Here is a 22,661-nt window from a genome sequence, read left to right as displayed (position 1 = left end):
GCTCTCCAGGTGGAACGTTTTTTAGTGTGGCATGAACTCATCCACGGCTGTAAACGCTATTTATTGTGGATTTTTACGTAACAGTCATTCACGTTTCTGATGACTTACCGGGGCGCATGGAAGCCCCTAGAGTCGCCGCCCCATTTCCCGTCAGCCGGAAGGTCGCGTGCCTCGACTCACTGTTCGTCGTTTCAATATCGCCGGTAGAGCGGGCCGCTGGCTGGTGTCGCTGCCCTGGCGCCGGGGCTTCATGGAGTGGGCCCGCAGCGATGGGGTGATGTGGATCTACCTGGGCAAGGTATTGATCGCCTCGTACCTGACCCTGTGGCTGGCGATGCGCCTGGAACTGCCACAACCGAGCACCGCGATCACCACTGTGTTTATCGTGATGCAGCCCCACAGCGGGCACGTCCTCGCCAAGAGTATCTATCGCTTCATCGGCACGTTGGTGGGCTCATCGTTCATGGTGCTGTTGATGGCCCTGTTTGCCCAGAGCACCGAGCTGTTTCTCGCGGGCCTGGCATTGTGGGTGGGGTTGTGTTCCGGTGGTGCCGCGCGCAATCGCAACTTCCGCGCCTATGGATTTGTGCTCGCCGGCTACACGGCGGTGATGGTCGGGCTTCCCGTGGTGGGCCATCCGCAGCAGGTATTCATGGCGGCCGTCTGGCGAGTGCTGGAGATCACCTTGGGGATCGTCTGCGCGACGCTGATCAGCGCCACCGTATTGCCTAAAACCTCCAGCGTGGCGATGCGCAACACGTTGTACCAACGCTTTGGCCGCTTTGCCGGATTTGTGCGGCAGCGCCTGCGTGATACCGGTGACCAGGCGGCCTTCGAGAGCGCCAACCTGGGGTTTATCGCCGAGGCCGTTGGCCTGGAAGTAATGCGCAGCGTCAGCGTGTTCGAAGACCCTTACATGCGCCAGCGCAATGGGCGAATCAACCGCCTCAACAGCGAGTTCATGGCGATCACCACGCGTTTCAACGCGCTGCATCAACTGCTTGAACGGGTTCGCCTGCGCGGTGGCGTGGAGGTGGTCCAGGCCGTCGATCCGGGGTTGATCGCGTTGGCCGAGCTGCTCAAACCCTTCGCCGGGCACCCATTGACGGACCGTGACGCGGCCGTGCTGTCCACCGAACTGAAAGTCTACAAAGCCGGCTTGCCAGACCGGGTCCGGCGCCTGCGTGCGGCGTTGCAACATACCGCTCCCGTAGCCGATGACCTGCTGGACTTTCACACCGCGTATGAACTGCTCTACCGCTTTGTCGACGAGCTGCACAGCTACGCCCAGACGCATGCGTCCCTCGCCGATCACAACCATGTGCGAGAGCAATGGAACGAACCGTTTCAACCTCGGACCAACTGGCTGGCGACCCTTGCGGCCGGGTTGCGCGCCGCGGTGGTGTTACTGGTGCTCAGTACGTTGTGGATTGCCACCAGTTGGCCCAGCGGCGCGGCCATGACCCTGGTGTCGGCGCTGACCGTAGGCCTGTCGGCGTTCTCTGCCAACCCCAGGCGCATGTCGTTTCAAATCGCCTGCGGTACGCTACTGGCAGCGGTGATTGGCATTTTCGAAGTGTTTTTCGTGTACCCGATGATCGACGGTTTTCCGTTGCTGTGCGTGGTCATGGCGCCGGTGATCGTACTGGGTTCGTTCTGGCTGGCGAGGCCGCAATTGGCCGGCTATGGCCTGGGCATGCTGGTGTTTTTCGGCACCAGCTCAGTGCCTGCCAACCTGACGCTGTACAACCCCTACGGGCTGATCAATGACTATCTCGCCATGGTGTTTGGCATGTTGGTGTGCGCCGCGGCGGGGGCGATTATCCTGCCACCCAACAGCCCTTGGCTGTGGCGCCGGCTGGAACAGGATCTGCGCCGCCAGGTGGTGGTTGCCATCAGCGCGCCGTTGCCGGCGCTGGGCTCCGGTTTCGAAAGCGGCACCCGCGACCTGCTCAACCAGGCCTACAACTTTGCGGCGGGCAGGGCATCGGTGCAGCATCGCCTGCTGCGCTGGACGTTCGTGGTACTGGACGTGGGGCACGCGATCATCGAGTTGCGCCGCGAGCAGGCCCGGTTGCCGGCGCAGGCCTGTTACGCCGAGAGCATGCCCTGGCGCCTCGCCATCCGGGCAATGGGTCGCGCACTGGTGCGGTTGTTCGTCAAGCCTGGGCCCGGTTATTTGCAGCGCGCGCTGGAGGCTGTCGAGCACGCCATTGAGTGCGTGCAACAGACCGATGAGCCATTCGCCGGGAACTTTGAGACTTCAGCCCTGAGACGGGTGGAAAGCTACCTGCACTTCATCCGCACCTCGCTGCTCGACCCGCAATCGCCGCTGGTCCACTACAACCAGCCGGGAGAAAAAGTGGCGCAATCGAGCGACTAGTTGGCGGGCCGGAAGGAGTCTGGGTGAGCATCAATCTCCATACTCGAGGGGCATGATCTTTCAGGAGTGGCCCATGTACGTCGGTCTTTGCAATCACGCCTGGGTCGCCTCGATCATCGATGGCATTCGTGAACAACGTAGCGCGATCCGCGACCACCTGGAGGCCCAGTACCTGCTGGAAGTCGAAACCGCCCGACTCGCTGCGCGCCGTCGCACCCTGGAGGATATCCGCCGGTTGTGGCACGCCCTGGCGCGGCGTGGCGAATATAACCTCGGGGATCAACTCGACGATTTCGTCGACCGCGACCAGGCCTTGCACGGTGCGGTGGCCGTGGCTTCCCACAACGTGGTCTTGCAGTCGATGTACCGCGCATTCAGCTCTTCGTTCCACAGCCAGTATCTGGCGATTTTTGCCGACAACGAGTTGTATGAGCCGGGGCTTGAAGCCCATGCGCAAGTCGTCCAGGCGATTATCTTTGGCGATGAAGACGCGGCAGTCGAGGCGGTACGCGCGATGTTCGATCCCATGCTGGAAAAGCTCCGCTGGCTGTCGGAGCGAGACGGCACTGCAGCGTGAGTCGTTGTACTCGCAGTTGACTTAAGACCTTCGTGGAAAGCCCGTTCCAGACGCCTGCGCGTCGTCCTCATTGTTACAAAAACTGGAAAAGTGAATGCCCGTTTTGGCGGCTGTTTTCACAACCGCCAGGCCTATATCGTGCGCGCCTCCCGTCGAATGAAAACACTGCAACACACAATAAAAAACGGCTGCCATCACTGGGTCGACGGGACAGTCGTGTTCACTGTTCGGAGCCTTCATGAACCACAAGACTTACCTGGCCCTGGCCGTTTCTTTCGGCGTTGTACAGCAGGCGGCTGCATCGGGTTTTATCGACGACAGTAAAGCGACCCTGGACCTGCGCAACTTCTATCTCAACCAGGACACGCGCAATGCCAAGGGGGCCTCGGACCGGGAATGGGGCCAGGCCTTCATGTTCAATTATCAGTCCGGTTTCACCGAGGGGGTGGTGGGCCTGGGGTTGGATCTGCAAGAGCTGTACGGCGTACGGCTGGATGCGTCAGGGCGTGCCGGCAAGGTGGGGGAGGACAACACACCCGGTAGCGTCTTCCCGCTGTCTGATGGCAAGGCTGCCAATGATTTCAGCAAGACCGGGGTCACCGGCAAAGTGCGCATCTCCCAGACCCAACTGAAAGTGGGCACGCTGATGCCCCGGGTGCCGGTACTGATGTATGAAGACGGCCGGTTGTTGCCCCAGACTTTTCGTGGCTACCAGGTGGACTCCAAGGACCTGAAAGACTTCAACCTCGTCGCCGGCAAAATCGAGCAGGTGCTTGACCGTAACTCCAGCAACGGCCAGGGCTTGTCCATCGCTGGCGCAAACGATCCGGTCAAGGGCACGTCCAGCAATCAGTTTTACTACGGTGGTGTGGATTACGCCGTAAGCAAGCAGATGCAGTTGCAGTATTACTACGCGAATCTTGAAAACTTTTACCAGCAACACTTCTTCGGCCTGGTGCACAACTGGCAGTTGCCGGTGGGCCAGTTCAAGAGTGACCTGCGCTACTTCCACAGTACCTCGGACGGTAAGAACTCCAGTGCGGCGGGGCGTGCCGAGGGCTACGTCAGCTCGGGTTACTACGGGCCGGGCGTCAACAATGGCAAGGTCGACAATAACCTGTGGAGTGCCTTGTTTACTTATTCGCTGCAAGGCCATTCGGTGAGCCTGGGGTATCAGAAAACCACGGGCGAAAGTGACTTCCCCCATATCAACCAGGGGCAGGGCCGCTCGGTGTATTTGATCACCAACTCCCAGTCGTTGAAGTTCGTCAACGCCGGGGAACAGGCCACGGTGGCCAGCTATGCCTATGATTTTGCGAACCTGGGCGTGGCGGGGCTGAAGACCAGCGTCACCTACATACATGGCAGCCACATCCGCACGGCAGGTCGTGACAATACCGAGTGGGAGCGGGACGTGCGGGTTGACTATGTGATTCCTGCCGGCACCTTCAAGGGGATTGGGTTCATGTGGCGTGGTGCGGTGCTGCGGGGTAATGACAGCGCTGACAAAGACGAAGCCCGGTTGATGGTCAGCTACAGCATTCCCTTGCTGTAGGCCGGCTCAACGCTGGGCGAAATACCTGGCCGGGCTGCAACCGAACACCGAGCGGAACACGGCGATAAAGCTGCTGGAGCTTTCGTAGCCAATCGCGGCGGCGGTGCTGCTGACGCTTTCCCCCGCCGCGAGGTTTTCCAGGGCCACCATCATCCGCAAGCGTTGGCGCCAGGCGCCGAAGCCCATGCGGGTCTGGGCAGCAAACAGCCGCTCCAGGGTGCGTGCACTGGCGCCTACCTCGAAGGCGATTTCCTTGAGCGGCCGAGTGTCGTTGGGGTTTTGCTTGATCAGGTTGGCGGCGCGCACCGCGCGTTTATCCGAGGGTTCAGGCAGGTAAAAGGCGTCTTGCTCAAGCAATGCCAGGTGGTCCAGCAGCACGGTGCCCAGGCGGCTTTCGCGGCTGTGCTCGGGGTACTCGCCTGGCAGTTGCGCGCAGGCCAGGATCAGCTCGCGCACCAGCGTCCCGACATTTAACACTGCGCAGCGGGCCCACGGTGGAATGCTGGCCGCGCCCTGACGCACATATACGGTACGCATCGACACCTGACGCGAATGCTTGAAGGTGTGGCTGACACCTGGCGGAATCCAGAGCGCCCGCTGCGGTGGCAGAACCCAGATGCCTTCGGCCGTCAGTACCGTCATCGAACCTTTGATGGCGTACATGATTTGCGCGTGTTCCGGGTGAACGTGAGGTTCACGCAAGCCGGGCAAATACTCCCGGACCAAACCTTGCACGGGGGCCGCGCCAAACTTAATCGATGGGTGTTCAAGCATGGCGCGATCCCGATATTTTCTAGATAAGGAGGGATTTTGTGCCAGATCAAAAGGGCTGTAAAGCCGCAGTTTGGCCTACCGAAAAACCGTCGGATTGGCTAGGGCGCTTGGGTTTGCGGTTGGGTACTGTCGATGCTTTTGGCGTGCGCCCTTCAAGGAAACCTCACCGATGTCCATCGGAAAAAACTTCGCCGGCGTCATCGCCTTCATGAAAGTCGCGGCCAGCGAAAGCTTCAGCGAGGCAGCACGCGACCTGGGCATTTCAGTGCCTTCGGTGAGTCGCAGCATTACGCGCCTGGAAACCCAACTGGCGATCAAGCTGCTGGAACGCACGACCCACAGCGTAGCGGTCACGCAGGAAGGGCGCCGGTTTTTTCAAGAGTGCCTGCCCAGTGTCGAGCATCTGTTGCGCACGACCGAAGCGCTGAAACACGCTACCCAGTCGCCGTCCGGCGTAGTGCGCGTAAGCTCTACCGTGGGTTTTGGGCGCAAGTGCATTGCGCCGCTGTTGCCTGGGTTCTGTAAGTCCCACCCGGACATCACCCTCGAATTTGATCTGAATGATCGCCATGTGGATTTCGCCGAAGGTCGCGTGGATGTCGCGATTCGCAACGGGCGGCTGGAGAACGCCGATGTGATCGCCAGGCAACTGGCGCCGATGAGTTTCGTCACCTGCGCCGCGCCTGAGTACCTGCACTCAGCCGGCTACCCGCAGACCCTGGAAGACCTTGCGGCGCACAAGACTATCGCCTTTCGCCTGGCACAGTCGGGCAAGCCGCATGTGTGGGAGTTTGAAGTCGACGGGCAGTTCATACGGCTGCCGTTGCCTTACAGCCAGTTGTTCAATGACCCGGAGCTAGTGGCGCTCGCGGCCGTAGCCGGCGGTGGTGTGGCACAGCTGGCCGGCTATCAGGCGCAGCACTGGATCGCGCAACAGCGTTTGATCGTTTTGCTGCCGGGTTATGCGGCGCAGGCGCGGGGCAGGGGGCATTACATCTGCTATCGGCAGCGCGACAAGATACCGCTGCGAGTCAAGCTGTTCGTCGACTACATGGTGCAAGCCTTCCAGGCATGACCATTGGGTAAAAGGCTTTTGCCTGGGTGCCTAATTGTCGCGGGTGGCGATGGCTGGGCACTATCCGGGTGATATTTATCACCGGGAAATCAATATGTTAAGCAAAGCTATCAAACCCTGGCTGGAATGGCTGTGGCTGCTGCCGTTCGCCGCGGCGCTGTATTATCCGTGGGCGCTGGCGTGGAGTAACCAGGCGCATGTGGCAGGCGCCGGCACCCCGGTCGTCCTGGCGCTGATCCTGAGTGCCTATGCGGTGCCGCTGTTGGCGTTTGCCTGTGTGTATGTCACCGGTGTTCAACCGGTCATGAGCGCACGCCTGGTCCTGGCGCGACGCTTGTCGTGCCTGGCGGTGGCTGCGCCTCCTGCGTACACGCTTATGGGCGTCTTGCTGTACCTGATGAAAATCGAGGGCCACGACATCGCGGTATGGAGCTGGCTGTGGCTGGCGCTGGCGGGCTTTTTTGCGATGGTGTCGTCAACGGGCCCGAGCACCAGCCTGGTGACCTTGGACAAGACCTATATCAAGCTGCGTGTCGCCCACGGCATCGCCTCGGTGGCGATCCTGTTGGTGTTTCTCGCGCCGCACCTGTTCAACCACCTCCTGGGTGTACTGGGTACCGATGTGCATAAGTCGGTGATGGACGTGCTGCGACGGGTGTATCGCAATGGCTGGCTGGAGCCGGTGATCATTGTCACGTTTTTCTTTCAGATTCTCAGCGGGCTGGTGTTGATTCGCCCGAAGACCGTCACGCGTGCCGACCTGCTGGACGCGTTACAGACCGCCTCCGGCACCTATCTCTCGCTGTTTATCGCGTCCCATATCAACTCGGTGTTTACCCTGGCGCGTTACTTCGGCACCGACACCGATTACGCCTGGGCCGTGGCCGAGCCCGTAGGGTTATTGGCGGATCCATGGAGCATTCGGCTGCTGCCGCATTACTCGCTGGCGGTGTTCCTGCTGATTGGGCATCTGGGTTGTGGTTTGCGAGGTGTATTGCGTAATCACAATGTCAGCGAGTCACGCAGTTCGCTGTTGACCTGGCTGGTGATCGGCATGGGCGCCATAGTCACGATCATCATTACCAGCGGCATGCTGGGGGTCAGGGTTTAGGCTGTTTACGGCACCGTAAAAAGTATTGGCTTGTGTAATTCAAAGCGCTCAACGTATTATCCAAGATCTCTCTTGGTTATATGATTGGTGGGCATTGCGCCACTACACCGGAATCTGTCCTTCCTGCAATGGGCTTGAGTACGGCGTGAGGCTTAGGCTGCGATGGACTGCGCAGCGCTCGTGAATCCTGAACCGTTGGTGTATCCGGGACACTGCGGCGCTGGAATTGCGGTTGCTGCGCAGCCCATCGCAGCCTCTTTCTTACAGGCGGCGGGGCTGGATGCTGTAGGCGCAGCGCCGGTCCCCGGAAATCAAATGCTCGCGCCGCTCCACCACATTCTCATCGCCCAGGGCTGCCTGGAAGATCTGCAGTTCCGAGCGGCAGAACCCCTGGCATTTACGGGCGGCGACGCAGATCGGGCAGTGGTTCTCCACCAGCAGCCAGCCATCGTCCAGCGGCTCCATCTGCGCCATGTACCCGGCGCGTTCTCGAATCTGTACCAGGATCTCGACTTTCTCCCGCAAGGTCGACGCGGCGGAGCAGGCCTGGGTGTATTCGTGCCTGGCCGTCGCTTCCATGCTGGCGATGACTTTTTCCACGCCTTCGCTGCCAAAAATTCCTTCAATGGACTCGATCAGGTGCAACGTCAGTACGCTGTGGGAATCGGGGAATTTGCTTTGGGCGGTTTCGGTCAATGTCCACTTCAACGAGGGCCGGCCGGCACCCGAGATGGGGGCTGATACGCCGACGATCAACTGCGCGACCTGCAACTTCTGGATTTGCTGGCGGGCGGCTTCGGAGGTGATGTCCAGCAGTGCAGCCAGGTCCGTGGTTTTCAGCGGGCCACGGGTCTTGAGCAGGAACAGAATGCGGTCCCCGGTGGATGCCTGGCTGCCGTCGGTGGGTGTGGCGTTCATAGATCGGGAATAACCATGGAAGTGACCGGCTCATTTGACCACAGCACGCATGTTGAGGCACCCCTTGATGCGCCTGAAGGTACGGTTCCAGTTGATTTGTATCGAAAGCATTCTGCTGGCCCATCACGCATTTTTCCCTCGCTACTATCGGCCGCCTGCCCAACCCACGAGGGAAAAGGAATGAGTGAGACCCCCGATAGCCTGAACACACCACCCGAGGGATACAGCGACTGGCTGTCCGATCTCAAGAGTCGAATCCACTGCGCCCAGCAACGCGCCACCCTGGCGGTAAACCGCGAGCTGGTGTTGCTGTATTGGCAAATCGGCCAGGATATTCTGACCCGGCAAGCGCGGCAGGGCTGGGGGACCAAGGTGATTGAGCGGCTGGCGCAGGATTTGCGTTCAGCATTTCCGGAGATGAAGGGTTTTTCGCCGCGTAACCTGAAGTACATGCGCGCATTTGCGGAGGCGTGGCCGGACTCCGAATTTGTGCAACAGGCTGCTGCACAATTGCCCTGGGGCCATAACCTGGTGTTGCTGGACAGGCTGCCCGGGCGCGAAACCCGTCGCTGGTACATTGCCCAGTCCATCGAGCACAACTGGTCGCGCAACGTCCTGGTGATGCAAATCGAGGGTCGCCTGCTGGAGCGCAGCGGCAATGCGGTCAGCAACTTCGAGGGGCTTCTACCCAAGGCGCAATCCGACCTGGCTCGCGAATCGCTTAAAGATCCTTACCGTTTCGACTTCATGGGCCTGTCCCTTGACGCGCAGGAGCGTGAAATCGAAAACGCCCTGGTCAAACATGTCACCGATTTTCTGCTGGAGCTGGGCGCCGGTTTTGCCTTCGTGGGACGGCAAGTATTGCTGGACGTAGGGGGCGAGGAGTTTTTCGTCGACCTGCTGTTTTATCACCTCAAGCTGAGGTGCTACGTGGTGATCGAACTCAAGGCCGGTAAATTCAAACCCGACCATCTGGGGCAGTTGGGCTTTTACCTCGCTGCGGTAGACGCCCAGCTCAAGCACCCGCAGGACAGCCCCACCATCGGCCTGCTGCTGTGCAAGAGCAAGAACGAAGTAGTGGCCGAATACGCTCTGCGTGACAGCTCCCGTCCTATTGGGGTTGCCGAGTATCAGCTGGTGGAATCCCTGCCGGCAGAGCTGCAAACCAGCCTGCCCAGCATCGAACAGATTGAACGTGAACTGGCAAGTGATCGCCCCTCCATGGCCAGTGCTTCGTAGTACTGTGCCGACAGGCTGGACATTGGCAATCGCGTCGGCACAATGAGCGCCTTGAAAGGAACTCACCCAAGGAAAGCCATGGCCCGCCGTATTCATTCTGCCTACCCAATGTTGTTGCTCGCTGGCGCGCTGATAGGCGCAGCGATGCCTGCCAGTGGCGCGTCCTTCGATTGTAAAAAGGCCTCCACCACGGTGGAAAAGGCCATTTGCGCCAGCCCTGAATTAAGCGAACTCGACACTACGCTGAGCGTTTACTACAGCCAGGCAATGGCCAAACTGGCACCCGACCAGCGCGACGAATTGCGCCGTGGCCAGCGCACGTGGTTGCAGACTCGCAACGCGTGTGCCGGTGCCCCCGAACAATTGCCCGGCTGCCTGCAATCTCAACTGAGCCAGAGAGTGGTCGAGGTGGGAACCATCACCCACAAAGACACCGCAGCCCTTGACGCAATCATTGCCAGTATTCCATACCATCCGGCCCAGGCAGCTGAAGGGCTTCGGCGCTACCCGATGAACGATCTGGCCGCCGCCTGGCTTGTCTACCTGCAGCGTTTTGAACCTGACAGTGGCGTTACGGAGAATGAGGCCGAGGAGAATCGCAAGCAGGTTCTCATAGCACTCAAGGAAGACAGTTTTCCCTGGTCGATCTGGCAGGACCTGCAGAATGATCCTGCTGTCAGCCGTGACCGGGTGATGTTGACCTTGCTGCGCATGATGATCGAGCGCCAACAGTATGAGATGTACGCCGACCAACGCCCGTATGTGCACTGTTTCGTTTTCAGCCGGCAGGGTGAGGTCGGGTATGAGTCGTTCGGGTCGTTGTACGGCTCCACCCGCGACAGCTTTGCGCCGATTTGTGCCCCTCAGGGTGATCTGTTTGCACAGCCGGCCTGGAAGCGGCTGGACGATTCGTTTACCGAGCCTTTGTCCACTGCATCGCAGAACGAAGGCACCATCCGCTTTGCCAGCTACGCCGACTGGAACACGCTTTCCCTCAAGGCCACCGCTTCGCCTCGGCTGTTTCTCCAGCCAGGCACCGCAGCGCAGTCCCAGGACCCGGAATCAGCCCTGCGCAACTGGGGCGCGGATAAACAGTGGCCTGCCAGGCAACGCCAGCAAGCGCTGGCCGCCATTGAGCCCGCACGGCAAGCGACGAGTGACTGGCTGCAACGCGAGCGCGGCTTCTCTGCTGCTGATGCCAGGCAAGCAGCCCGGGAAATCGTTCGGCAGTGGATGAACCTGCGCCTGGACTTTATCGGCGGCCCCAGCGAGAACTAATCGGTCAACTGCCCGATTCTGGCACGGCCTTTTTGCCGGTCTTGGTACCGGGATGCTGGGTCGAGGTGCCTTTATGGCGCGTGCTCTTCACGGTTTTAGACGGTGCAGGTGCTTTCGTTTCAGCGTCCTTGTTGCCACTGCTGTCAGCCCCGGACGGGCTGCTGGGATAGGTGCCGGGCGGCAGTGCCGAGCCAGGAGCGCTGTTGCCGCTCAGGGCGGGCGCCTCGGGGGCAGTGTTGTCGCCGAAGGCTGCGTAGGCGGGGGCATACAGAACGAGCGCCAGGCTGACGACAAGTACGATCCTTTGGGAAATGCTGGTCTTCATGACTCAATCCCTCGTGGCGATGGGGACCGAAGCCCGGAGCACATCCAGGCTTCGGCGACGCCTCAATCAAGACTTCTTGGAGCCTGGGGCGTGGCTATGAGCCCCGCCTTTTTTGCCCGCTTCAGAAGCCTTCTCGCGGTCATTGGCGAAGTTGCCGCCTGAACCCTGGCCGCCGCTTTTACGGTTTGGGTCTTTCTGGTCTTTGTGACCAGCACCTGGGGTAGTTTTTCCACTATTAGCCATTTTGAAAACCCTCAATGATGAGCGAATCAATGGTGTTGCCTAATTGGGAATCCTCCACCCAATTCAAAGTTTGAAATAGTTTCCAGGCATGCGACGAATGGACATCAAGCCGCCATTGGCTTCGCGCCGGGTGCTTTCTTGTGCGCGGCTTTCATCGCTTCCATCTCCGCGCCCAGCTCTTCCAGCAAGGCCTTGCCCAACAGCTTCCTGGCCTGCGGGAACATCTCGCTTTCTTCTTCCTCGATGTGGTGTTCCAACAGTTCCTTGACGACTTTCACCCGGCCGGAAAACTCGGTGGTGGATGGCGAAGTCTGCTTCAGGTCCGGAAGGACGAGGGAGTCGACAGTGCGATGTTCTTCCTTGGCCTCGTGGTACATGATTTCCTGATCCTTGCCCCCAGCCTTGCGAAAAGCCGGATAGAGGATTTCTTCCTCAAGGCGGGTGTGAAGGCTGATTTCCATTTCCAGTTTCGCCAGTAGCTCGGTGCGCTTTTTGACGCCGCGTTCAGTAGACTCACTCAGCTGGTTCAGGATGGCTTTGACGCGTTCGTGGTCGGCCTTGAGAAGATCAATGGCATTCATGGGTGACACCTCACGGGTAGCGAAAGGGCGGGTCGAATTGCCCGCCTGTGCAGACCTCTACAGCATGAGTTGTACCAAGTTGAACAAAATATTTATCTGCTTATAAAACAATAGGTTATGTGTGATAAAAAGCGGCTCTGGTCGTGCAGGTTGCACGGTCGAGTGGTGGCTTGCATGCATTAAACAATGCCTAGCCGCCGCTGACTTTCCAGTGCTTGATGTCGTCGGCAAACACGATCTGCTCGACCTCATGGGCAATCCCGTAGGCCAGTGACTCGTGGGCGGCGATGACTTTTTCCTCGGCCGAGAGGCACTTGAAAATATCCAGGTGGGTTTCGGCGCTGGCGGTTTCCAGTTCGTAGATTTTCACGTAGCGCGCCAGGTCGTTGTCCAGGCTCGACAGGTATTCCCGCAGGCGCTGGTGGTCTACCGAGTTCTGGTTGAAGTACCAGTTCATCGGATGGATCAGGAAGCGCGAGTGTGGCGTGGTGATCCGGCGGTTTGCCGCCAGGAACATGATGATGCCCATGGACTCGATATTGCCCGCATTGATCGCACACAACGGCACCGGCAGGGACTTGAGGAAGGTGTAGAGGGTAAAACCGAAATTGGTGCTGCCGCCGGTGGTCGACAGGTTCAACAGCAACGAACTGGCGCCTTGATCGATCGCGTCCAGGCAGCAATCACGAAAGCGCTCGGTGGTGCCCTGATCGATCTGGCAGTGAAAGTGGATGATGTGCTCGGTCATCCCGGGCCTCCGAGGGGTAAAAGGTAGTGTCCATTTGAGTCTAGAAGGTTACGGCCCGTGTGCCGCAACCGTTGGGCGAGAGCCATCCGTTGCAATTTTAATGAACCCTCGGGCGCGTTGCTTGACCTAACGCATACGACCTCAGGAGGATGAATCATGCAAATCGAATATGTCTGGATTGGCTTGGCGGTGATTCTGGTGCTGCTGGAACTGTGGGCGATCAACAGCGTTCTGCGCAGTGGCAGTGGCTGGGAGACCAAGGGGTTATGGCTGGTGGTACTGATCTTCATGCCGCTGTTGGGGCTGATCCTCTGGGCGCTGTTTGGACCCAAGGGTGTGAACCGGGCGACACATGCCACTGAGCATGGCAAAGGCTAAGACAGAATCGAAAAAAAACAGGCGCCCGAGGGCGCCTGTTTGCATTGGCGGGCGTCAGGCCGCCAGTGTCTTGGCAATGGCCTCATTGAACGCCGGCAAATCGTCGGGCGTGCGCGAGGTTATCAGGGTCCAGCCATTGGCCGGGCATTCCTTCACCTGCGTATCCACCCAGTTTGCTGCGCCGGCATTGACCAGGTCAGTGCGCACGCTTTTGTAGGAGGTGAGGGTCTTGCCGCCGATCACGCCGGCATCAATCAGGGCCCAAGGGCCATGGCAGATGGCGGCTACGGTTTTCCCGGCCTTGACGAAGTCGTTGATCAGCCGCAGTGCATCGGCGTCCTGGCGCAAGGTGTCGGCATTGACGGTGCCCCCGGGGATGACCAGTGCATCGAAGTCACTGCCGTGCAGGTCCGAGAGCTTGGCGTCGGACTCTACCGTCCTGTCTTTCTCGGTGTCCTTGAGAAAGGTCTGGGTGCTGCCACCTTTGCTGGAACCGTGGGTCACCGTGGCGCCGAAACCACGCAGGGCTTCCAGCGGCTTGAGCAACTCGTCGCGCTCGATACCGGTGTTGGAGGTGATGATCAGAATCTTCTTGCCGTGCAGTTGCGAACTCATGGTCGAGTGTCTCCTGAGTGGGTCAATGATTAATTGGCGTGCTGGGACTGCAACTCCTTGGCCATCTTCAGATGGGTTTCGAGAGTCGGCAGGGTCTTCTCGGCAAAAGCCTTCAGTTCGGCGTTATCCGAGGAGGCGGCTTCTTTTTTGAACAGGGCCACGGTGTCTTCGTGGGCCTTTACCTGGTTGTCGGCGTAAGCCTTGTCAAAGGACTCTTCACGGATTTCCAGGATCATTTTCTTGGCCTTGTCGGTGAGGCTGGCATCGTCAGGCACCTTGATGTCGAGCTTCGTCGCCAGGGCCGTCAGCTCCTGGTTGGCCTTGGTGTGGTCGGTGATCATGTGCTGGGCAAACGCCTTGATATCAGCGGCACCGCTCTTTTCCAGCGCCAGTTTGCCGGCTTCTACTTCGGTGATGCCGCCCTGGGCTGCGGCGTCAACGAAGTCATTGGAAGTGGCGGCCATGGCCACACCCATCGAGCCCGCGGCCAGCGCGAAGGTCAGTCCCATTTGTTTCATCAGCAAGTGCTTCATGATGCTTCTCCTGAAGAGTGGCGCGATGCCGTTACCTGACTGTTGAGCGGGTGCCTGAGCAAAAGGTTTAAATTAATTTGCGCTTATTTCTCCGGGCCGCAGCCCACGCAATTTCCTTGAACTATCAAAAAATCATGGGCTCTGCTGCATAACGGCTCCGCGCTGGAGCCTGATCTTTTAACAGCAGGAGAATCACCATGGGCACTGAAAAAACCACTGACAAAACCCCCAATGCAATCAGCTCCGAACAGGCGCAGAAAGGTCGCCAGCTTGACGAGAAGGACAGTTCCTTGCAGCGCCCAAACCCCAAGACTGAAACCGTTGATAAGGTGATCACGCCGACGTCCATCAAGGACACACAACGGCAAACCGAGCAGATCAACGAGCAAGCCGCCAAGGCCGAGCGCAAGCTGGGTCAGTGAAGAACGGAGGCAGTCATGGGGCGATCCATCAGCGCCGGGGAACTGGGTATTGAGCTCAAGCCCGGTGATGACAACGCACTGTTCAAGTGGTTTGTCGCCAGCTTCCTGATGGGCAAGCGCATTCAGGCGCAGATCGCGGCGCAGGCCTATCAGGTGATTGTGGTGAAGCATGGCCGGGACACCCCGCGCAAACTGCAACACTGCACCTCTCGCGAACTGGTGGCCATGCTCGGTGAGGCGCATTACGTGCGTTACGACGAAAGCACCGCGCAACGCCTGCTCGACCTCAGCAGCAAGTTGAATGCGGAGTACGCGGGCAAGATCAGCCATATCCACGATGCCAGTGCCGACCGTGGGGAGTTTGAAAAACGCTTGAATGCGTTCGAGGGCGTCGGGCCGAAGACGGTGGAGATTTTCATGAGGGATGCGGCGTCGGTGTTGTTCTGATGCCGATTTTTCTCGGTTGTGCCGGTTGGAGCCTGCCTCGTGAGCAATGGCCAAGATTTCCCCGGCAGGGCACTCATCTGCAACGTTATGCCGCGTGCTTGAATGCGGTTGAAATCAACAGTTCCTTCTACCGCCCCCATCGCCCGCAGACCTACGAACGATGGGCGCAGTCAGTGCCGTCGGGCTTTGGTTTTTCGGTCAAGCTGCCACGGTACATCACCCATGAATTACGTCTGCGTGACTGCGATACGGCATTGGATGAGTTCCTTGCACAGTGCCTGCAATTGGGCGACCGCCTGGGCTGCCTGCTGGTGCAATTGCCGCCTTCTTTAAGCTACGACCCGATCATTGCCGGCGGCTTTTTCACATCCTTGCGTCAACGCTTCCCTGGGCCTGTGGTGCTGGAGCCGCGACACGCCAGTTGGGCGCAGGCCGGCGGGCTTTTGCAGGATTACCAGATAGGACGGGTCGCCGCTGACCCGCCGGTGATCGCTTATGGGGATGTACCGAAAGGTTGGCAAGGCGTGCGTTATTGGCGCCTGCATGGTTCGCCGCGTATCTATCACAGCGCTTACGAAACCGAGCGTTTGTGCGCGCTGGCCGAGGTATTGAGAGCCTCCCTGGAGGAGGGCATTCCGACCTGGTGTATTTTCGATAATACGGCCAGCGGTCATGCGCTGGTCGATGCGCTTGCCCTCCAAGCGATGCTCGCCCCTCAGGCATCCACTTGCATCACCTCCAGCCCCAGGCATTCATAAGCCTCGACGCTGCCCGGCGGCACGTGCCACTCGGTAATCAGGGTATGAATGCGGCTGCACGGCGCCACCACAAATGGCTCCACGGCGCCCAGCTTGTCGGCCAGGGTGACTGCCACCACGTGGGAGGCGCTGTCGAGCATAGCCTGTTTCACCGCCACTTCCTCGAAGTGCAACGAGCTGATACCGACCTGTGGATGCAGTGCGCACACACCCGTGAACAGCAGGTCGGCCTTGATGCCCTGGATCAGCCGCAATGCTTCATGCCCGCTGGCGGCCATGGTCACCGGGTTGAGTTGGCCACCGGCAAGGATCACCGTCACATTGGGATGTTCGGACAACGCGATCGCAATCATCGGTGAGTGCGTGACGGCGGTCAGCTTGATGGAATGCGGTAGTGACTGGGCGATTTGCAGGGTGGTGGTACCGGAGTCGAACAGCACGATCTGGCCGTCCTCCACGCGATCGGCGGCGAGTTGCGCCAGGTGGCGTTTGGTCGCGGTGGTTTCGCCAAACCGGGTGAAGAAATCCTTGCCGGTGTCCTTGGGCCGTGGCAGCGCACCTCCATGCACGCGTTGCAGCAGACCGGCGGAGGCCAGTTCGCCAAGGTCGCGGCGAATGGTGTCCTGGGAAACGGCGAAATGCTCCACCAACTCCGAGGCAGTGACTTTACCGTCGCGCTCCAGCAGCAACAGGATTTTCTGTTTGCGCAGGGAGGGCAGGTCGATGGCAGCATGGGTGTTATGCATGTTTTTGCTCGTTGATGCGTGTTTATGCGAGATTAATCAGCATTAGGCGCAAACGCAATGGGTTGGGGTGTCGGTGATGCCCTGCCGAGTGAGCTGAGCACCATGGAAAAACCACACCCGGTCCGGTACCGAACCCCATGTTTCGATTCGCGAAGTGATGCAGGAGATTTTGCTGCCGCCAAGCTTTCCAGAAGGGCATTACCGAGCAAAATAATCGTAAAAAAGTAAAAAGAGTTGTCCACGAAAACCGTGGGTATCTCTGTGGATAACTTCGCTTGAGCCCGGCGGGTATGGCGATTTAACCTGCGGTTAATATTTGATCAGTCACTGTTTATGGCCAGCATGGGCAGGCTTTGCGCCTTGACAGGCACCGGCGAAACCGGTGCCGAAATGCAGATTTACGAGTCGTTTGGGCGCCCGGTGGAGGGCCCGGCAACCTGAGTGGCGCGCTTCGATTGCATCAGGCTGTCCAACGCCTGGCGATAACTGCTGCCGGCCAGTCGCATGCTGTCGTTATGAGTGGCACCGGGTACCAGCAACAGGTGTTTCGGCTGTTGGGCGGCGTCAAACAGTTGCTGGCTGAAGCGCGGTGGCACGAAGGCATCGGCGAGCCCGTGAACCACCAGCAGCGGCATGTGGATATCAGCGATCTTGTCAATGGAATCGAACTTCTGCGACAGCAGCCAGCGCACCGGCAATGACGTATTGGCTACCGCCGTGGCAACATCTGCCAGGGAGGTAAAGGTGGACTCGATGACCAGTCCGCGCACTGGCGGCGGCACATGATCATCCGCTGCTTGCTTGCCCAGTTCCACCGCGAGGTCGATGGCCACCGCGCCACCCAGGGAGTGCCCGTAGATGAGGCGCTTGGCAGGATCGGGTTGCAGCACCTGGAAGCGTTCCCAGGCAATGCGCGCGTCTTCGTACACGCTGGTTTCCGACGGCAGGTCGCCTCGACTCTGGCCGAAGCCGCGGTAGTCGATGGCCAGTACGGAAAAGCCCAGGGCCCGCAGCTGTTCGATGCGAAACAGTTGGCCAGTGAGGTTCCAGCGCACGCCGTGCAGGTAGAGAATCGCCGGCGCGTCCTTCTGTGCCGCTGGCCACCACCAGCCATGAATATTCTGCCCTGCCTTGAAACTCGCGGGTTTCAGGTCGAATTCCTGCACATCACGCGGCAACCCGCTGTACCAGCTGGCAGTGCCTGGCTCCACGCGAAACAGCAACTCGCGTTCCTTGTGTTGCAGCACGGCGCAACCCACGGGCAGGCCGATGATCAGGGCGGCCATGCACAGCAGGGGAAACCAGCGCAGGCCGAGACGGGACAGAAAACGTGAAGACATGAAGGTTCCAGGACACAGGCGAAGCACGGGTTTTAACAGATGCCCTGGGCGCGCAGGAAATATTCAGACGGTCGTCACCGGACATTGCTTGCAAAGTATTACATCGCCTCGTCCAGCAGAGAAAAGAAGTGCCCGGCCAAGGGGGAAGAATGGCTGGTGTTCCAGTTTAGGTAGAGCCCGATGCTGGAGGACGCGGCGGCGAGGGGCACAAACGCCACTTTGTCACGGGGCATCGAACGGGCAATGGACTGCGGCACCAGCGCCACACCAAACCCGCACGCCACCAGGCCAATCAGGGTGGGTAATTGATCGGCTTCCTGGACCACCCTTGGAGAGAAGCCCGCGGCCTCGCATAAAGCGATCAACTGGTGGTGATAGCCACTGCCCAATGCCTGGGGCGTGAACACAAAATCGGCGCCGGCAAAGTCCTTCAGCTCGATAGCGACGTCATCCGCATTCGGATGGTCTGCGGGCAGCGCCAGCAGGATCGGTTCATCCAGCAGCAGCCGGGATTCGATGTTATCTGCCTGGCCTGGCAGGTAGCGCAAAAAAGCGATATCGGTATCACCACTCAACAAGGCCTTGGCCTGGTTGGCAGAGGGCATTTCCTTGATCACCAACTGAACCCTGGGGAACGCCAGGCGAAACTGCCTGAGGGTATCCAGCAACCACGGATAGCCGGTGATCGACACCGAGGTGATGGTGAGCGTGCCGGCGGTTCCCTGGGACACCTGCCGGGCTTGCTCAATGCCTTGCTGCAATTGCCCGAGGACGGTGTAGGCCGTCTGAAGAAACGCCGCCCCGGCTGGCAGCAGCTTCACGCCACGACGGTCACGCTGCAGCAGGGCAAACCCCAACTTTGCCTCCAGGCGATTGATCGCCTGGCTCAACGCTGGCTGCGCCATATGCAGGCGCTCTGCGGCCTGGTGAAAGTGCAGCGCTTCGGCAACGGCAACGAACTGGCGCAACAGGCGGGTTTCGATCATCTGGGCTGTTCCTTCAGGTAGATGGCGGTGTGGGGCTTGATACGGCGCAGGTATCAATATCGCTGTTTTTCAGTATTAAACAGGACGGCCACGGGTTGTTAGGGTGGAGTGCCTATCAGGAGAACGCGACGATGGACTTTACAGGTAAAACCGCAATCGTGACCGGTGCCGCCCGTGGCTTGGGGTTCAGCTATGCGCGCGAGTTGGCGCGACTCGGCGCGCAGGTGGTAATCAGTGATATCGGTGCCGACACCCTCGGCGATGGGGCTGATCCCCAGGTGGTACAGGCGGCCGCGCTGGCGCTGCAGGGTGAAGGCCTGCGGGTGGTTGGCCACGCGGGTGACCTGTCCGGCGAAGCGGGGTGTCGAGCGCTGATCGAGTGCGCCATCACGCATTTCGGGCAGCTCGATATCCTGATCCACAATGCTGGCTGGGTCGGCTATCAGCCCATCGAGGCCGCCGACGAGGCTTTCATCCGGCGGGCCATGGACGTCAATGTCTATGCACCGATCTGGCTGTGCAAACACGCGTGGCAGCACCTCACGCGATCTGCCGCACCCCGCATTGTGCTGACCACCTCCGACCGTGCGATGTATACGCGCTACGTCCAGCCGGGCCTGGCGGCCTACAGCGCGGGGAAGATGGCGCAACTGGGGATCATGAATGCCTTGAGCGGGGAAGGGGCGGAGGCCGGGATCCTGGTCAATGCCATCTCACCCGTGGCCAAGACCCGCATGTGGGGCGTGACCGGCGAGCCGCACAACCTCAAGCCGGAATGGGTCACGCCTGGCGTGATCTTCCTGGCTTCGGCAGCGTGCCAGGACAGCGGCTATATCCTGCGTGCCAGCAACGGCCAGTTCACCGCCACGCGGTTCGCGGAAAATCCGGGGGTCGAGTATCCGGTTGACCTGGCGCGGGTCAACGCCTCGGACGCTGTGCAAGTCGCCGCGTCATGGCAAGCCATCAAGGACTGTTGACGGTCACGCCAGGTAAAGCGTCAGGCCCTGAGCTTCGTAGGGTTGCAGCAGGGCACGCGGCGTACTGGCCAATGCGACGATCGCGCTGACGTGTGCCAGCTCCACCACCTGGTAGGGCGACGCGGTGTTGAGCTTTTCCGAGGTGGCCAGCACGATGGTTTCTGCGGCCGCGTGACACAACGCGCGCTTGACCACTGCCTCTTCATAATCGCCGGTAGACAGGCCGGCATTCGGGTGCACGCTGCACACCCCTATGAAATACAGGTCGGCATTGACCCGGCCGATGGCCTCCAGCGTGGCCGCCCCCACCCCCACCAGTGAGTGGCGAAACAGCCGCCCGCCGAGCATGATCACTTCAATCTGCGGATGATCCACCAGGGCCATGGCAATCGACGGACTGTGGGTGACCACGGTGGCATTCAGGTCCGCCGGCAAGTGATGGGCCAGTTGCAGGCACGTGGTACCGCCATCGATAAACACCACCTGGCCGGGCTGCACAAGTTGCGCAGCCGTCCGGCCAATGGCGATTTTTTCCTCGGGTACCAAGTGTTCCCGAACCGAAAAATCAGCCATCGCGGGGGATGCCGGCAAGGCGCCGCCGTGCACCCGCAGCAGCAAACCTTCCTTGGCCATTTCCCGCAGGTCACGCCGAATAGTGTCCTCGGAAACCTCCAGTGCCTGGCTCAACTCCTTGGCAATCAGCCGGCCGTCGCGGTGCAGCGTATCCAGCAGGTGTTGTTTACGTTGTTGGGTCAGCATCGGAAGCTTCCTGCACGTTTTTTCTTGACTGTGCACGATTTTGCACGACATGCTGAATAACACAAGACAAAAAGGTCCTGCCATGGAAAACAGTCCCGTCCGCATCCACGCCGAAGAACTGCTCTCGGATAATTGGTATGTGCTGAAAAAGTACACCTTTGACCTGCGCCGCCGCGACGGCAGTTGGCAGTCCCAGACCCGCGAGATCTATGACCGGGGCAATGGCGCGACGATCCTGCTGTACAACCGCGAGCGGCGCACGGTGTTGCTGATTCGCCAGTTCCGCATGCCTACCTACGTTAACGGCTACCACGGTTACCTGATCGAGTCTGCCGCCGGCCTGCTGGACAACGCCAGCCCCGAGGAACGCATTCGCCTGGAGGCGGAAGAAGAGACGGGCTATCGTGTGGGCCATGTAGAAAAGATCTATTCGGCCTTCATGAGCCCGGGCTCGGTGACCGAGCGCATTCACTTTTTCATCGGCGAATATCAGCCTGGCGACCGAGTCAGTGATGGCGGCGGGCTGGAGGATGAAGGTGAGGATATCGAAGTGCTGGAGTTGGGATTCGAGGAGGCCCTGGCCATGGTGGACAGTGCCGAGATCGTCGACGGCAAGACCATCATGTTGTTGCAGTACCTTGAATTGCGGATGTTGAAAGAGGGCTGGTGATGTCGCGTCGGTTATCGCTTGCGCTGGCGGTGTTGCTGGCGGGATGCAGTGGTGTGAGTGCTGCGCAAACGCCCGTCGGTGATGGTGGTGTTCCCGCGTTCTATACCTGGGCGGACAAGGTGCCCGCGTCACCCGGGCGGATGCTGCGCAGCGAGCCGTTGACCGATCAGCAAAGCCTGGTCGAGGCGGGGCAGAATATTCGCATCCTGTACACGTCCACCGACGGTCTCGATACCCATAAACGGATTGTCGTTTCCGGTGCGCTGTTCCTGCCCAAGGGCACACCGCCGCCGGGTGGCTGGCCGCTGATGGCGTGGGCCCACGGCACGGTGGGGAGTGCCGATATCTGCGCGCCGTCGTTCGCCGGTCGCAGCCCTCGGGATACGCGCTATCTCAATTATTGGCTGGCTCAGGGCTACGCGATTGTCGCTACCGATTACCAGGGGCTTGGGACGCCTGGCCTGCATCCGTATGGGCTGACCAGTCCGCTGGCCTATGGGGTGCTCGACAGTATTCGCGCGGTAGGGGCGGGTGGTTTCGAACTCTCCAAACGTGTGGTGGTGTTTGGGCAGTCACAGGGTGGCCGTGCTGCGTTTGCCACGGCGGTCTATGCGAAAGACTATGCGCCCGAGTTGGATATCGTGGGGGTGGTGGCGACCGGTACGCCTTACGCGGCTGCCCATAAAACGGGAGACGGTGCCGAGTTGGAAAAGGCCCGCAGTTCGGTGGTGCCGACCTTTGCCTATAACTTGCTGCGGCTGAGTACTGTCACGTTGTTTGATCCTGGGTTTGTGGCTGCGGATTACTTGAGCGAGCGTGCAGTGCCTGCGTTTGAGAGCAGCCGGCGGGATTGTTTGCATACCATTGAGCAGCGGGTGATGGCTGATGGGCTCAGCTTCAATGACAGTTTCAAGCGGTCGCCGAAAGAGGCGCTCGACAAGGTTTATCGTGAGTCGGCGTATCCGACGTTGAAGACGGATATTCCGGTTTTTGTCGGTACGGGGGGGCGGGATCAGGATGTGTTTGTGCCTGGGCAAAAGGCGCTGGTCAGGGATGCGTGCAAGGGCGGGGACCGGATTGAATGGCATTTTTATCCTGAGCTGGATCACTCCGCTACGGTCAATGGTTCGCTGGTGGACTCGACGCTGTTTGTGCGTAAGGCGTTTGCGGGGGAGGTGATTGGTGGGAATTGTGGGGGGTAGCTTTTTGGGGAGGTATATCCG

The 22,661-nt window shown here is 59.8% G+C and carries 26 protein-coding genes; 14 read left to right on the top strand and 12 right to left on the bottom strand.

Annotated features, from left to right (window positions below):
• Window positions 1-250 precede the first annotated feature (250 nt).
• The 3 genes from HX786_RS23135 (at window position 251) to HX786_RS23125 (ending at window position 4,515) form a co-directional block, all read left to right on the top strand.
• Window positions 251-2,383, top strand: a complete 2,133-nt coding sequence (locus tag HX786_RS23135; RefSeq protein WP_087692419.1) for an FUSC family protein — start codon at window positions 251-253, stop codon at window positions 2,381-2,383.
• A 73-nt stretch (window positions 2,384-2,456) separates the two neighbouring features.
• Window positions 2,457-2,960, top strand: a complete 504-nt coding sequence (locus HX786_RS23130; protein WP_178912643.1) for a FadR/GntR family transcriptional regulator — start codon at window positions 2,457-2,459, stop codon at window positions 2,958-2,960.
• 238 nt (window positions 2,961-3,198) lie between these two features.
• Window positions 3,199-4,515 (top strand): OprD family outer membrane porin, encoded by a 1,317-nt coding sequence (locus HX786_RS23125; protein ID WP_003207383.1) that lies wholly within the window; start codon window positions 3,199-3,201, stop codon window positions 4,513-4,515.
• A 6-nt stretch (window positions 4,516-4,521) separates the two neighbouring features.
• Here HX786_RS23125 and HX786_RS23120 read toward each other — a convergent pair whose 3' ends face one another.
• A complete protein-coding gene (locus tag HX786_RS23120; protein WP_158213527.1) occupies window positions 4,522-5,250 on the bottom strand; it encodes a helix-turn-helix transcriptional regulator in 729 nt (242 codons plus the stop codon).
• A 208-nt stretch (window positions 5,251-5,458) separates the two neighbouring features.
• Between HX786_RS23120 and HX786_RS23115 the strand changes: the two genes are divergently transcribed.
• Together HX786_RS23115 and HX786_RS23110 are read left to right on the top strand one after the other, a co-directional pair.
• On the top strand, window positions 5,459-6,364 hold the full coding sequence (locus HX786_RS23115) for a LysR family transcriptional regulator (RefSeq protein WP_177028170.1): 906 nt from the start codon (window positions 5,459-5,461) through the stop codon (window positions 6,362-6,364).
• Between the two features lie 94 nt (window positions 6,365-6,458).
• Window positions 6,459-7,475 (top strand): hypothetical protein, encoded by a 1,017-nt coding sequence (locus tag HX786_RS23110; RefSeq protein WP_178912642.1) that lies wholly within the window; start codon window positions 6,459-6,461, stop codon window positions 7,473-7,475.
• Window positions 7,476-7,736: 261 nt separating this feature from the next.
• Here HX786_RS23110 and HX786_RS23105 read toward each other — a convergent pair whose 3' ends face one another.
• Window positions 7,737-8,393: a metalloregulator ArsR/SmtB family transcription factor gene (locus HX786_RS23105; RefSeq protein ID WP_178912641.1), complete on the bottom strand. Its 657-nt coding sequence runs from the start codon at window positions 8,391-8,393 to the stop codon at window positions 7,737-7,739.
• 180 nt (window positions 8,394-8,573) lie between these two features.
• Here HX786_RS23105 and HX786_RS23100 point away from each other — a divergent pair, with 180 nt between their 5' ends.
• Together HX786_RS23100 and HX786_RS23095 are read left to right on the top strand one after the other, a co-directional pair.
• Complete coding sequence (locus HX786_RS23100) at window positions 8,574-9,632, top strand: YhcG family protein (RefSeq protein ID WP_178912640.1); 1,059 nt, start codon at window positions 8,574-8,576, stop codon at window positions 9,630-9,632.
• Between the two features lie 78 nt (window positions 9,633-9,710).
• A complete protein-coding gene (locus tag HX786_RS23095) occupies window positions 9,711-10,910 on the top strand; it encodes a lysozyme inhibitor LprI family protein (RefSeq protein ID WP_178912639.1) in 1,200 nt (399 codons plus the stop codon).
• 4 nt (window positions 10,911-10,914) lie between these two features.
• Here HX786_RS23095 and HX786_RS23090 read toward each other — a convergent pair whose 3' ends face one another.
• The 4 genes from HX786_RS23090 to HX786_RS23075 form a co-directional block, all read right to left on the bottom strand.
• On the bottom strand, window positions 10,915-11,235 hold the full coding sequence (locus HX786_RS23090) for a hypothetical protein (RefSeq protein WP_087692413.1): 321 nt from the start codon (window positions 11,233-11,235) through the stop codon (window positions 10,915-10,917).
• Window positions 11,236-11,301: 66 nt separating this feature from the next.
• The gene (locus tag HX786_RS32370) at window positions 11,302-11,478 is read right to left on the bottom strand and encodes a KGG domain-containing protein (protein ID WP_177045051.1); all 177 of its coding nucleotides are present in this window, start codon (window positions 11,476-11,478) and stop codon (window positions 11,302-11,304) included.
• A gap of 104 nt (window positions 11,479-11,582) precedes the next feature.
• Window positions 11,583-12,059, bottom strand: a complete 477-nt coding sequence (locus HX786_RS23080; protein ID WP_008435010.1) for a hemerythrin domain-containing protein — start codon at window positions 12,057-12,059, stop codon at window positions 11,583-11,585.
• Between the two features lie 190 nt (window positions 12,060-12,249).
• Window positions 12,250-12,807, bottom strand: a complete 558-nt coding sequence (locus tag HX786_RS23075) for an ATP-dependent Clp protease proteolytic subunit (protein WP_008435011.1) — start codon at window positions 12,805-12,807, stop codon at window positions 12,250-12,252.
• A 156-nt stretch (window positions 12,808-12,963) separates the two neighbouring features.
• Here HX786_RS23075 and HX786_RS23070 point away from each other — a divergent pair, with 156 nt between their 5' ends.
• Entirely contained in the window at window positions 12,964-13,185 is a 222-nt protein-coding gene (locus tag HX786_RS23070) for a PLD nuclease N-terminal domain-containing protein (RefSeq protein WP_003207401.1), read from the top strand.
• Between the two features lie 54 nt (window positions 13,186-13,239).
• On the opposite strand, the gene HX786_RS23065 is transcribed toward HX786_RS23070, so the two are convergent.
• Complete coding sequence (locus tag HX786_RS23065; protein WP_003207402.1) at window positions 13,240-13,800, bottom strand: type 1 glutamine amidotransferase domain-containing protein; 561 nt, start codon at window positions 13,798-13,800, stop codon at window positions 13,240-13,242.
• A gap of 29 nt (window positions 13,801-13,829) precedes the next feature.
• A complete protein-coding gene (locus HX786_RS23060) occupies window positions 13,830-14,333 on the bottom strand; it encodes a DUF4142 domain-containing protein (protein WP_003207404.1) in 504 nt (167 codons plus the stop codon).
• Between the two features lie 197 nt (window positions 14,334-14,530).
• On the opposite strand from HX786_RS23060, the gene HX786_RS23055 reads away from it, so the two are divergent.
• From HX786_RS23055 to HX786_RS23045, 3 genes are read left to right on the top strand one after another with little or no spacing between them, the layout of a single operon-like run.
• Window positions 14,531-14,755, top strand: coding sequence for a hypothetical protein (locus HX786_RS23055; RefSeq protein ID WP_087692412.1), 225 nt, complete (start codon window positions 14,531-14,533; stop codon window positions 14,753-14,755).
• 15 nt (window positions 14,756-14,770) lie between these two features.
• Complete coding sequence (locus HX786_RS23050) at window positions 14,771-15,202, top strand: hypothetical protein (RefSeq protein WP_008435015.1); 432 nt, start codon at window positions 14,771-14,773, stop codon at window positions 15,200-15,202.
• Window positions 15,202-15,960, top strand: coding sequence for a DUF72 domain-containing protein (locus HX786_RS23045; protein WP_178912638.1), 759 nt, complete (start codon window positions 15,202-15,204; stop codon window positions 15,958-15,960). Before HX786_RS23050 ends, HX786_RS23045 begins: the two co-directional genes overlap by 1 nt.
• Here HX786_RS23045 and HX786_RS23040 read toward each other — a convergent pair.
• From HX786_RS23040 to HX786_RS23030, 3 genes are all read right to left on the bottom strand, one after another.
• Complete coding sequence (locus HX786_RS23040) at window positions 15,918-16,706, bottom strand: DeoR/GlpR family DNA-binding transcription regulator (protein ID WP_003207411.1); 789 nt, start codon at window positions 16,704-16,706, stop codon at window positions 15,918-15,920. The two genes, HX786_RS23045 and HX786_RS23040, sit on opposite strands and share 43 nt — an antisense overlap.
• 398 nt (window positions 16,707-17,104) lie before the next feature.
• Window positions 17,105-18,046 (bottom strand): alpha/beta hydrolase, encoded by a 942-nt coding sequence (locus HX786_RS23035; protein ID WP_178912637.1) that lies wholly within the window; start codon window positions 18,044-18,046, stop codon window positions 17,105-17,107.
• A 98-nt stretch (window positions 18,047-18,144) separates the two neighbouring features.
• Entirely contained in the window at window positions 18,145-19,032 is an 888-nt protein-coding gene (locus HX786_RS23030) for a LysR family transcriptional regulator (RefSeq protein WP_177068553.1), read from the bottom strand.
• Between the two features lie 131 nt (window positions 19,033-19,163).
• Between HX786_RS23030 and HX786_RS23025 the strand changes: the two genes are divergently transcribed.
• Window positions 19,164-20,009, top strand: a complete 846-nt coding sequence (locus tag HX786_RS23025) for an SDR family NAD(P)-dependent oxidoreductase (protein WP_178912636.1) — start codon at window positions 19,164-19,166, stop codon at window positions 20,007-20,009.
• Between the two features lie 3 nt (window positions 20,010-20,012).
• Here HX786_RS23025 and HX786_RS23020 read toward each other — a convergent pair whose 3' ends face one another.
• On the bottom strand, window positions 20,013-20,768 hold the full coding sequence (locus HX786_RS23020; RefSeq protein ID WP_178912635.1) for a DeoR/GlpR family DNA-binding transcription regulator: 756 nt from the start codon (window positions 20,766-20,768) through the stop codon (window positions 20,013-20,015).
• Between the two features lie 82 nt (window positions 20,769-20,850).
• Here HX786_RS23020 and nudK point away from each other — a divergent pair, with 82 nt between their 5' ends.
• Window positions 20,851-21,438 carry a GDP-mannose pyrophosphatase NudK gene (gene nudK / locus HX786_RS23015; RefSeq protein ID WP_087692406.1) on the top strand — a complete coding sequence of 196 codons (588 nt, stop codon included), beginning with the start codon at window positions 20,851-20,853 and terminating at the stop codon, window positions 21,436-21,438.
• On the top strand, window positions 21,438-22,640 hold the full coding sequence (locus tag HX786_RS23010) for a lipase family protein (RefSeq protein WP_178912634.1): 1,203 nt from the start codon (window positions 21,438-21,440) through the stop codon (window positions 22,638-22,640). The genes nudK and HX786_RS23010 overlap by 1 nt, the downstream gene beginning before the upstream one ends.
• Window positions 22,641-22,661: the final 21 nt, after the last annotated feature.

This window comes from Pseudomonas sp. 21615526 (genome assembly GCF_013386245.1).
Lineage (GTDB): Bacteria > Pseudomonadota > Gammaproteobacteria > Pseudomonadales > Pseudomonadaceae > Aquipseudomonas.
The sequence above is the reverse complement of the archived record's forward strand: the minus strand, read 5'-3'. Positions and strand labels throughout refer to the sequence as shown.